Here is an 11,593-nt window from a genome sequence, read left to right as displayed (position 1 = left end):
CCCGTCCGCCACTAACCCCGAAAGGTTCGTGCGACTTGCATGTGTTAAGCATGCCGCCAGCGTTCGCTCTGAGCCAGGATCAAACTCTCAGGTTCAATCCAACCAAAACGCACATAGCAAATAAAGCATCTCTAATTCTTACATCAGAAATATATCAGCCATGACATCCTAGCGATAATCTACCACTAAAACGCCGCCAACATATCCCTTCCAGTCTCTCTTCAATTCTCAAAGATCACTACCAAACAACCCCAGAACTTCCGCCCCAGCGCCGCCGGTGAAGCGCCTTATACACTACACTCAAAAACCGTCAATCGATTCTAATCAAAAAAATCATAAACCTTCACAAAAAGTTAAATACCCAACCCTCCTAATCACCCAAAAAACACAAACCACATAACAAAAAAGCCAACTCAGTCCCCCAAGTTGGCCTCTCTATTAGAACCTCAGCACATTATAAAAGAATCGGATCTGGCCCTAAAGGAACAATCCGAGTTGGATTGATCCATGGATGACTCTGGTAATAGTGATTCTTGATATGCCGCCAATCAACCGTTGGATGAATGGACGGATGCCGATAAAGCTTAGACGTATAAGCGTGCAACGCTGGATAGGAAGCCAGTAAGCGCTTATTGCATTTGAAATGCCCATGATAGACAGCATCAAAACGCACAAGAGTCGTGAAAAGGCGAATGTCTGCTTCCGTAAGCTTATCACCAACAAGATATTCTCTCGTTGAAAGTCGCTCTTCTAACCAATCAAGCGTTTCAAACACATCCGTAACAGCTTTTCCATAAGCTTCCTGGCTTGTGGCGAACCCTGAGCGATACACACCATTATTCAGATTGTCGTAAATGCGATCATTCACCTGATCGATCTCAGTGCGTAATTCTTTAGGGTAATAATTCCCCTCACGAGCACCTAATGTATCAAATGCTTCATTGAACATACGAATAATGTCTGAGGATTCATTCGACACAATTTTCTTGGTCTTTTTGTCCCACAAAACAGGAACTGTCACACGTGATGTACAGTGAGGGTCTGATAACGTGTATATTTCCCGCATGAAGTGGCAATCATTCACTGTGTCAGGAATCACACCAGGACCATCATCAAACGTCCAACCCTGATCATCCATCAACCAATGAACAACTGAAACACTGATCAAATCTTCCAATCCTTTGAGTTTCCGTACGATCAACGTACGATGCGCCCAGGGACAAGCCAAAGAGACATAGAGATGATACCGTCCCTTCTCTGCTGGGAAATCTCCCGGATTTTTTTCCTCTCCCGGTGGGACAAGACGATTGCGGAAAACAGATGGCCTCCGCGCAAAATCCCCTTTCCCAGAAATAGTGGTTTCAAAACCATTGGCGTACCACGTGCCGTTAACGAGCTCACCCATAAATAGTCTTTCACTTCTTACCGTTAGTCATAGCCGTTTATTCCCGGCTTTCTTACCCGCCACTATGTATCCCCAACGGCATAGAACGAAAGACCGAACCCTGTAATGCATCCGTCACGTTTTTTTACAGCCTCATGACAAAGGCCGCTGCGCACTCATGCGCAACGGCCTCGCTCAACTCACAACACAACCAATAAATCGTTACTTATTGAGCACTGATCACAAGATGATCCTGATCGGCTGACACATGAACTGTTTGCCCATCATGAATCTTGCCTTCCAGCAACTCACCAGCCAACGTGTTCTGGAGCTCACGTTGGATCACTCTCTTCAACGGACGCGCCCCATAGATAGGATCATACCCCGCCTCAGACAGCCACTCACGTGCCTTATCGTCCAATTGCAAGCCGATCTTGCGATCCTCCAATAACTGACGCAAACGCCCAAGTTGGATCTCAACAATCTTGCCCATATCCGCCCGCTGTAAGCGAGAGAACAAAATAATCTCATCCAAACGATTCAAGAACTCGGGACGGAAATGGTTTCTCACCACATTCATCACTTGTCCCTGAACCAACTCAGCCGGTTCCCCGTCTTTCTGCTGAGACAAGATATCGGACCCTAAGTTACTCGTCAGGACAATAATCGTGTTGCGAAAATCCACAACGCGCCCTTGCCCATCTGTTAGGCGACCATCATCAAGAACCTGCAGCAAGATATTGAACACATCCTCATGAGCCTTCTCTACCTCATCAAACAGGATCACCTGATATGGACGACGACGCACAGCCTCTGTGAGAACGCCACCCTCATCATAGCCAACATAGCCTGGAGGCGCACCGATCAAGCGAGACACGGCGTGCTTTTCCATGAACTCACTCATATCAATCCGCAACAACGCACGTTCGTCGTCAAAGAGAAATTGAGCCAAAGCCTTCGTCAATTCCGTCTTACCGACACCTGTTGGCCCAAGGAAAAGGAAGGACCCTATGGGACGATTCGGGTCTTGCAGCCCAGCGCGTGCACGCCGCACAGCATTGGACACAGCCACCAAAGCAGCCTCCTGTCCAACAACACGCTCCCTCAACACATCTTCCATGCGTAAGAGCTTAGAACGCTCACCCTCCAGCATGCGATCTACAGGAACACCCGTCCACCGAGATACGACAGACGCTATTCCCTGATCTGTTACCGTATCGGCAAACAAACCGGCTTTATCAGAACTCGCTTCAACTTCCTGAGCCTTGGCAATTCCGGCCTCAAGTTTAGGAATGACATCATACATTAACTCAGAGGCACGTTGTAAATTCCCCTGACGCTGCGCCACCTCAACCTCAGACCGTGCGCGATCGAGATCCTCCTTGCTGCGTTGCACCGCATTCATACGGTCTTTCTCCGCATGCCAGGAGGCACTCATCTCATCCGACTTTTCTTGCAGATCAGCAAGCTCGCTCTCTAAAGCCACAAGACGTTCTTTTGAGGCAGAATCATCCTCTTTACGGATCGCTTCACGCTCAATCTTAAGTTGAATGATACGACGGTCTAACTCATCCAACGCCTCAGGCTTACTGTCGATCTGCATCCGCACACGACTTGCAGCCTCATCGACTAAGTCAATCGCTTTATCCGGCAAGAAACGGTCCGTAATATACCGATTTGACAGCGTTGCCGCTGCTACAAGCGCATTATCGGTAATACGCACACCATGATGCAGCTCGTACTTTTCCTTGATTCCACGTAGGATAGAAATCGTATCTGCGACAGAGGGCTCACCCACGAAAACCGGCTGGAATCGACGTGCTAATGCCGCATCTTTCTCAATATACTTGCGATACTCATCAAGCGTTGTCGCACCGATACAATGCAACACACCACGTGCCAACTCCGGCTTGATCAGGTTCGACGCATCCATTGCCCCATCAGAGCGACCCGCCCCTACCAATGTGTGCATCTCATCGATGAAGAGAATCACCTCCCCCTCTGCGCTTTCAATTTCCTTCAGCACAGCCTTGAGGCGCTCCTCAAACTCTCCTCGATATTTTGCACCAGCAACGAGGGCACCCAAATCAAGCGACAAAAGCCGTTTATTACGCAATGCCTCTGGCACATCACCATTGACAATACGAAGAGCCAGCCCTTCAACAATGGCCGTCTTCCCAACACCAGGCTCACCAATCAGTACAGGATTGTTCTTGCTACGGCGCGCTAACACTTGAATCGCCCGACGAATTTCTTCGTCACGGCCGATAACAGGATCCAGCTTCCCTTCCTGGGCGATAGCCGTCACATCCCGTGCATATTTCTTCAAGGCATCAAATGTGCTTTCCGCCGCAGCCGAATCCACTTTGCGCCCTTTGCGAATCTGAGCGACAGCACGCTCCAACGCCTCAGGTGTCGCTTTCCCCTGCCGTAAAGCTTCGCCAGCGGGTGTTTGACTCGCACTAATTGCAACCAACAAGCGATCTTGCGCGACAAAACTATCCCCAGCGGCTTGTGCTGCCGCCTGTGCAGCATCCAACACACGCACAAAATCCGGCGTCGCTTGTGGTTGTGACGCCCCTGCACCTTGCACTTTAGGGAGCTTCGCTAGAGCTGTATCATTCGCATTTTGTACCTGCTTTGGGTCTCCCCCAGCTGCACGAATGAGCGAAGCACCCGCCCCTTGCTCATCATCCAACAACGCCTTCAACAAATGTTCTGGCGTTAATTGCTGATGATAATCCCGCAATGCAATTGTCTGCGCTGCTTGTAAAAACCCCTGACTACGCTCAGTAAACTTTTGAATGTCCATTCTCTATTCTCCTTCTCGTCCCATAACGGCAACGATGAATGTTCACATCACCCCATCAATGGCAGCGACACGTGCCTAATATTTAGGCATGATTCACAGGTCTTCAAGACTTACGTAAAAAAGTTTTCCACAGGAGCTCCTCCGTTCATAGATACGGGCCTCTTGCAGGAGAGTAAGCACTCTCACAGGCCACGCCACCCCTTTCGTGCTTCTTTCACCACATCGTGATCATCGCTAAAACAACTCGAACGAGAACAGCTTTTACCTTACGCCTCGCCCACTATTGAGGTCAGAGACAGCGGATTTACCCCAAGCGATGCCAGTGCCGTCTCCCATTTGCGACTAGGATGAACACCAAAAACCAGCTCTTCATTTGCGTCAGCTACGTACCAGGCATTTCCACGCAAAATCTCTTCTTCCAGCTGGCCTGCTTCCCACACTGAATGCCCCAACAGCATCACAGCCCGACGAGGCCCGCCACCAGAAGCCAGCTCCTTCAAAATATCTAAGCTCGCACTGACATTGGCCAAACCACCTGTTTTGATACTCTCCGCTCCATGCCATTCGAGCGAATGCAAAATAAAGCCGCGCCCAGGTTCAACAGGACCACCAACCCCAAGACCGAACAAACGCTCGGGAGGATTAGGAGAAACATTAAGCTGTTTCAGCAAATCTGCCATGGTTGGATGGGTCAAACGTCGATTCACAATCATCCCCATCGCACCACCCGCGGCAGAATGTGAGCACATATAAATGACCGTCTGTGCAAATTCAGTATCTGCCAGCACCGGGCTCGCTACAAGCAAACGCCCTGTAAGGTTTTCGTTAGGAGATACAAAAGGCATTCCATCTTCTCCAAATGAACGGCATGTTGGGGAATACGACAAGAAAACAACTTGTCCTCCCTTATACTCTCTCGCGGAGTGTCAATCTATGACCACCTCTGAAACAGTTCTCGTCACAGGAGCAACATCCGGCTTCGGGAAGGCAATCGCCACACGGCTCATTCATGATGGATATCGTGTTATCGCTACTGGCCGGCGAACGGACCGCCTTAACGCCCTGCATCAGGTTCTTGGTGATGCTTTATTGCCTGTAACACTCGATATTACGGACCGCGACGCCATTCGCGCCCTACCAGATACACTTCCACAGGAATGGCAAGCGATTGATGCACTCATCAACAATGCCGGTCTTGCTCTCGGTATGGAGCCTGCTTACGACGCTAATCTTGATGATTGGCACACCATGATCAACACGAATATCTCTGGCCTCATCGAGATTACCCGTGCCTTTTTACCAGAAATGCTCCAACGTAAAAAAGGCTATATTCTGTCCCTCGGCAGTACGGCTGGAACATATGCATACCGCGGCGGCAATGTTTACGGAGCAACCAAAGCTTTCGTCGAACAGTTTATGCAGAACCTCCGCACAGACCTACTCGGCACCCCAATTCGCATCACTAATATTGAACCTGGTCTTTGTGGCGGCAGCGAATTTAGCCAAGTCCGCCTCCGTGACCAAGGGAAGGCTGAGGCTGTTTACAAAGGAACTGATCCGCTGCTTCCTGAAGACATAGCAGAAACCATCTCCTGGTTACTGCATCTCCCACCCCATATGAATGTTAATCGTATGGAAATTATGCCTGTCTGCCAGGCCCCTGCTGGATTAGCAGTACATCGCCAAGAACATTAAGTCCGGGGAGGTTTCTCCGATTCATCCATTATCGTTGTATGAATCGGAGAAACCTAACACCAAACAGGTAGGTCAATACGCTTTACGAACGGCGACGACTTGATTTTTCACCTGGGCGCCCACCAGCGGAACGACGACGTGGCGGAGCACCGCTTCGCCCCCCGCCGAAACGACCACCACCCCCAGCAGAGGAAGGACGTCGTCCGGCACCGCCAAAACCACCACTCCGAGCACGACGCATTGGTGGGCCGCTCATCGGTGGTTCTGCTGGTTCCAAGGTCACCTCGTCGGCATCAGCTCCAGCACGGCATGAGTTAAAACGCTCGACCTTGTCATCATTAATTTGGAAAAGCGTATCGTCCTGTTGAATACGAATGCTTCCGATATCTTTCTTCTGCACCCCGCCAAGGCGGCAAATAAGCGGAATAAGCCATTTAGGATCTGCTTTTTCACCACGACCAACACCCAGACGGAACCATGTCCCGGCCATTGGCTTACCGCGCCCTTCACGATCACGAGCACTTGGTGGTTCCACAGAAACAGGGCGAATATTTTCGACGCGTGGAAGATTCGCTTTATACATCCCCACAAGGGCCGCAGCTAACTTCGTTGCATCAAAACGCTCAACCAACTGTTTCACAAGGGTATCAGGCTCACCCTCGCGTTCTTCAACAAGAATTGGATCAGCTAAAAGACGCTGTGCATCCTGCTCTGCAATCGCTTCAGCCGTAGGGACGGGCTCCCACTCTGCTTTAATCCGTGCTTGTCCAAGAAGACGCTCAGCGCGTCGACGTTGGTTAAAGGGCACCATCAACACGCTTGTGCCTTTGCGCCCAGCGCGCCCCGTACGCCCTGAACGGTGCAACAATGTCTCAGAAGATGATGGCAAGCTTGCGTGAATAACCAACCCAAGAGCCGGTACATCAATCCCGCGTGCCGCAACATCCGTCGCTACACACACACGAGCCGCTCCGGAACGCAAACTTTCAATAGCGCGAGAACGCTCATTTTGCCCCATTTCCCCTGAAATAGCGACAGAAGCGAATCCCCGCTGCAAAAGCTCAGCTTGAACCTGCCCAACCAACAATCGCGTATTGCAAAAAACCATCGCTGTTGGGCTATCGAAATAACGCAGCACGTTAACGAGAGACCGCCCAACTTCATTAGGCGCAATGACGATACCACGATAGGCAATATCAGCATGCTGCTTTTGCCCAGATACCGTATCAATCCGCGCGGCATCCTTTTGGTAGCGACGTGCTAAACTCGCAATCTCACGTGCGATTGTCGCAGAGAATAATAAGGTGCGACGGTCTGCAGGAGAAGCATCTAAAATCTGCTCGAGCTCTTCACGGAAGCCCATATCCAGCATTTCGTCAGCTTCATCAAGCACGACAACACGCAGAGCCGATAGATCCAACTTCCCACGGGAGAGATGGTCGCATAAACGACCGGGTGTACCGACAACAATATGCACACCACGCTCTAATGAACGAGCCTCACGACGTGCATCTGTACCACCGATACAACTTGCAATACGTGCCCCAGTTTCACCATAGAGCCATGTCAATTCTGACTGCACCTGTAGAGCGAGTTCACGCGTAGGAGCAATAACAAGCGCCAGAGGAGACTTTGTGGGAGGGAGCGTTTCACCCTCACCTAAAAGAGTCGATGCAAAAGCCAAACCAAACGCAACGGTCTTACCAGACCCGGTTTGAGCAGAAACGAGAAGATCACGTGCATCCAATCCCGGCTCCAGAACGGCCTCTTGCACGGGAGTCGGCTGTTCATAGCCTCGCGCTTTTAGAGCACGAGTCAAAGCGGGATGGGTATCAGGAAATGGCATCGTTAACGAACACTCGGTCAAACTACACGCCGCCACAGACAATGGGCAGCCAGAAAGGCGCTGAATACCCTCTTATGCCGATAAAGGCCAGAGAATACTCATAACACCCGAAGAAACACCTGCATAATCATGTTATGATGCAGGCCACTAACAACAAATTATGAAACCATAAATATTATTGGCCCGCAGGACGACGTCCTACCACAGCCCGCACTGTATCCTTCCATGCTGTTAAATCTTCTGGCGGCACAACCTCACCTGTATCGAGGTCCGTAAATCCAGCCTGTGTCATCAATGCACTTACAAGGCGTACTCGATCTTCTGGCTCTAATGCCTGCCAAATCGCAACAGCCTTAGCCGGAATAAAACGGTCTGAAAAACTTACAATCAAGGGAACATTCGGCTTTAAAACGCGAAAAATTTCTTCCATCACTTTTTGGGGCTGTGTCAAATAGACCAAACCATCGCACAGTACTACACCATCAAAACTTTCGTCCTCAAAAGGCAATTCCGGTTTTGTGTTTAAATTCTGCACCGTGAATCGTGTGAGCGCTTTATTCGCTTCTAAAGCGGGCTGACACACATCCAGGCCAATCAATTCTTGAAACACGGCATCCTCTGGCATGTGGCTCATTGCACCAGACATGAGGTCCAATGTACGTCCACCTACAGGCAGAGTCGTACGATAGAGCGCCGTAATCGCGGTACGCGCTCCCATATCCATGAGCGAATCAAAGCCCTGACGCGCGAAAAACGTCTCATCAGGTTCATGACTCGCCTGTAAAAATGCCTTTTCATGAAGTCCTTGCACCGACTCCCCTCTTCCATTCTGTCATGTCGTCCCTATCTCTCGACGTGAGCCTCTGGCTGACAGACGTCAAGACCTCCTGTAAAGTATTGCGACTATGAACTTTGCCTTTACAAAAATGCACGGGCTGGGAAATGACTTTATCGTCATTGACGGCAGAACAACAGACATCACTCTTCAAGATGAGCATATTCGCACGCTCTGTGATCGTCATCTTGGGATCGGATGCGACCAGCTTGTCCTCCTGACACCCCCCAAACATCCAGAAGCCGATGTCTTTGTCCATTTCTACAATCCAGATGGCTCTGAAGCAGGGGCATGTGGCAACGCTTCCCGCTGCGTCGCTCAACTGTTAGGCAATGACCCGACCTTACAAACTTTAAATGGCCTTCTTCCGACAAAACAGGAAGGCGAGCTCATTACCGTTACCATGGGGAGACCACGCCTCTCATGGCAAGATATCCCTCTCGCCACGGCATGCGATACACGCCACCTTCCCCTTTATGACGCTGCTGCCTGTTCTATGGGGAACCCTCACGCCACACTTTTCCGCTCCATTGAAGACGCAACCACACTTGGCCCTATCCTAGAACACGATTCTCTTTTTCCAGAACGAGCTAATATTGGATTCGCTGAAATTATTTCCCGACGCCATATGCGGTTACGCGTCTGGGAACGTGGAGCAGGCCTTACACTGGCATGTGGCTCCGGAGCCTGCGCGGCTGTTGTCAACGCTGTCCGCCGCGACCTTGTTGATCGTCACTGCACCGTCACGATGGAAAAAGGAGACCTTACTATTCTTTGGCGAGAAGAAGATGACCTTGTCCTCATGACGGGCCCTGCGACAGCCGTCTTCACCGGACAGCTTTCATGAGTATTTCTCTCCTGACATTTGGCTGCCGTCTCAATGCTCATGAAAGTGACAGCATGGCGCATTATGCTCGACAGGGGCAAGCGAATGACGCGCATGAGACAGACACCATTATCGTCAATACATGCACCGTTACGGCAGAAGCAGAACGTCAAGCACGACAAGCCATCCGTCGGGCTCATCGTAAAAACCCTGAAGCGCGTATCATCGTTACGGGCTGCGCTTCAGAACGGAATAAAGCGCAATGGGCAGCCTTACCTGGCGTTCAGCGTATTGTCCCCAATGCCGATAAAATGACGCCAGCCTTGTGGGGCGCACATTCTGCAACGCCTCCCCCGTCCCGCCATATTCGCGCCTTGCTGCAGGTTCAACAGGGATGTGACCATCGCTGCACCTTCTGTGTGATTCCCTTTGGACGCGGGGATTCCACATCCACACCCCTAGAAGAAGTCATCCAACGCGGACGCATTTTAAGCGAGGACGGCCACCACGAGATTGTCTTAACGGGTGTCGATCTAGCCTCATGGCGTATTGATGATCAAGGACTAGGCTTTCTCTGCCACCGTTTACTGCAAGAAATTCCCGCTCTTCATCGCTTACGCCTCTCCTCAATTGATCCTATTCTCTTAGATCCAGACAAAGGAGATCGTCTCCTATGGGATCTTATCGCGAATGAACCCCGTTTCATGCCGCATCTACATTTATCACTCCAAGCGGGATCTGATCTGATTTTGAAGCGTATGAAACGCCGACATAACACGACGCGTGTCGCCGCACTCATAGCGCGTGCCCGCCAGTTACGCCCAACTATTGGCTTTGGCGCAGATGTTATTGCAGGCTTTCCAACCGAAACGGATGAGCTTTTCAACGAGACGCATGACTTCCTCTTGGAACAACAGATCCCGTTCCTTCATGTTTTCCCGTATAGTGAGCGCCCCAATACCCCTGCCGCAAGGATGCCGGCTTTACCTAAAGCTATTCGGCAAGAGCGCGCAGCCCAATTACGCCAAGTTGGGGACACAAACCGTGCGCTATTTCTTTCACGCTTCATCGGTGACGAAACCACTATTCTCATGGAAAGCGCGACCACGGGCCATACACCTGAATTTGCAAATGTTCAGCTTGAGGACTCTCAACATAGTACACGGGGAATGCTCCAACCATGCTGCATTACACGTCAAAATAATGATGGCACGCTTCTGGCACGCACCATTCCCTCATAGCTCTTGGTAAAATTTTTCTCAGAAACTTAGTGTAGGATTTATGGCTGGATTTTTCTCCCGACTCAAACAAGGCTTGTCTCGTTCTAATGAGCGGATCAATGCAATTTTCGTTAAACGCCAATTGGATGATAATACGCTCGAGGAACTTGAAGATGAGCTCATTGCAGCGGATCTTGGTCCTGCCGTTGCCGAGCGCATTATCACAAAATTTCGGGAAAAGAGCTTTGGACAAAATGTCACGAGCGACGAAATCCGTGCAACATTAGCTGAAGAAATCTCCCACGTTCTTGAGCCTGTCGCGATTCCCTTCATCCCCGATCCCGCCAAGAAACCTCATGTTGTCTTAGTGGTCGGCGTCAATGGAACGGGGAAAACCACCACCATTGGTAAAATGGCTCATCAATTCCGTCAGGAAGGTAAATCCGTCATGATGGTCGCGGGCGATACATTCCGGGCAGCGGCCGTTGAACAACTACAAATATGGGGGGAACGCGTTAACGCTCCTGTTGTGGCAGGAAAGCAGGGTGGCGATGCTTCCGGACTTGCCTATGATGGCCTTAAGCGCGCTACGGAAGAAAAAACCGACATTCTTCTCGTCGATACGGCAGGACGTCTTCACAATAAAAACGCCTTAATGGAAGAGCTCGCTAAAATTATCCGTGTCATGCAAAAATTTGACGCTTCAGCTCCTCATAATGTGCTGCTCGTCTTAGATGCCACAACAGGACAAAACGCCCTTGAGCAAGTGCGCGTCTTCCAAGAATTAGTAAATGTGAGCGGCCTCGTGGTCACAAAACTTGATGGTTCAGCACGCGGAGGAATCGTCGTAGCGCTGGCAGAAAAATTCAAACTCCCCGTTCATCTCGTTGGTGTTGGCGAAAAAGCAGAAGATTTACGCCCTTTTTCAGCACAAGATTACGCCCGCGGATTGGTTGGAGATACACAAAAATAAGC

General features: G+C 50.4%; 9 protein-coding genes and 1 rRNA gene. 4 read left to right on the top strand and 6 right to left on the bottom strand.

The window, feature by feature from the left end:
- The 4 genes from GS501_RS09785 to GS501_RS09770 all read right to left on the bottom strand — a co-directional run.
- Positions 1-95 (bottom strand): 16S ribosomal RNA (locus tag GS501_RS09785); the annotation flags it as partial.
- Positions 96-454: 359 nt separating this feature from the next.
- Positions 455-1,405, bottom strand: coding sequence for a glutathione S-transferase family protein (locus GS501_RS09780; protein ID WP_160831663.1), 951 nt, complete (start codon positions 1,403-1,405; stop codon positions 455-457).
- A gap of 205 nt (positions 1,406-1,610) precedes the next feature.
- Entirely contained in the window at positions 1,611-4,196 is a 2,586-nt protein-coding gene (gene clpB / locus GS501_RS09775; protein ID WP_160831662.1) for an ATP-dependent chaperone ClpB, read from the bottom strand.
- Between the two features lie 266 nt (positions 4,197-4,462).
- Entirely contained in the window at positions 4,463-5,041 is a 579-nt protein-coding gene (locus GS501_RS09770) for a YqgE/AlgH family protein (protein ID WP_160831661.1), read from the bottom strand.
- 88 nt (positions 5,042-5,129) lie between these two features.
- Here GS501_RS09770 and GS501_RS09765 point away from each other — a divergent pair, with 88 nt between their 5' ends.
- A complete protein-coding gene (locus GS501_RS09765) occupies positions 5,130-5,891 on the top strand; it encodes an SDR family NAD(P)-dependent oxidoreductase (RefSeq protein WP_160831660.1) in 762 nt (253 codons plus the stop codon).
- Between the two features lie 82 nt (positions 5,892-5,973).
- On the opposite strand, the gene GS501_RS09760 is transcribed toward GS501_RS09765, so the two are convergent.
- Together GS501_RS09760 and GS501_RS09755 are read right to left on the bottom strand one after the other, a co-directional pair.
- A complete protein-coding gene (locus GS501_RS09760) occupies positions 5,974-7,737 on the bottom strand; it encodes a DEAD/DEAH box helicase (RefSeq protein WP_160831659.1) in 1,764 nt (587 codons plus the stop codon).
- A 175-nt stretch (positions 7,738-7,912) separates the two neighbouring features.
- Complete coding sequence (locus GS501_RS09755) at positions 7,913-8,548, bottom strand: class I SAM-dependent methyltransferase (RefSeq protein WP_160831658.1); 636 nt, start codon at positions 8,546-8,548, stop codon at positions 7,913-7,915.
- 94 nt (positions 8,549-8,642) lie between these two features.
- On the opposite strand from GS501_RS09755, the gene dapF reads away from it, so the two are divergent.
- The 3 genes from dapF to ftsY are packed head-to-tail and all read left to right on the top strand — an operon-like array spanning position 8,643 to position 11,591.
- Positions 8,643-9,419, top strand: a complete 777-nt coding sequence (dapF, locus tag GS501_RS09750) for a diaminopimelate epimerase (RefSeq protein ID WP_160831657.1) — start codon at positions 8,643-8,645, stop codon at positions 9,417-9,419.
- Positions 9,416-10,639: a MiaB/RimO family radical SAM methylthiotransferase gene (locus GS501_RS09745; protein ID WP_160831656.1), complete on the top strand. Its 1,224-nt coding sequence runs from the start codon at positions 9,416-9,418 to the stop codon at positions 10,637-10,639. Before dapF ends, GS501_RS09745 begins: the two co-directional genes overlap by 4 nt.
- Positions 10,640-10,679: 40 nt before the next feature.
- Entirely contained in the window at positions 10,680-11,591 is a 912-nt protein-coding gene (ftsY, locus tag GS501_RS09740) for a signal recognition particle-docking protein FtsY (protein ID WP_160831655.1), read from the top strand.
- Positions 11,592-11,593 lie beyond the last annotated feature (2 nt).

The sequence above is a fragment of the Saccharibacter sp. 17.LH.SD genome (genome assembly GCF_009834805.1).
In the GTDB taxonomy this organism is placed as follows: Bacteria; Pseudomonadota; Alphaproteobacteria; order Acetobacterales; family Acetobacteraceae; genus Saccharibacter.
Note: the sequence above shows the minus strand (reverse complement) of the source record. Positions and strands in the feature narration are given on the sequence as shown.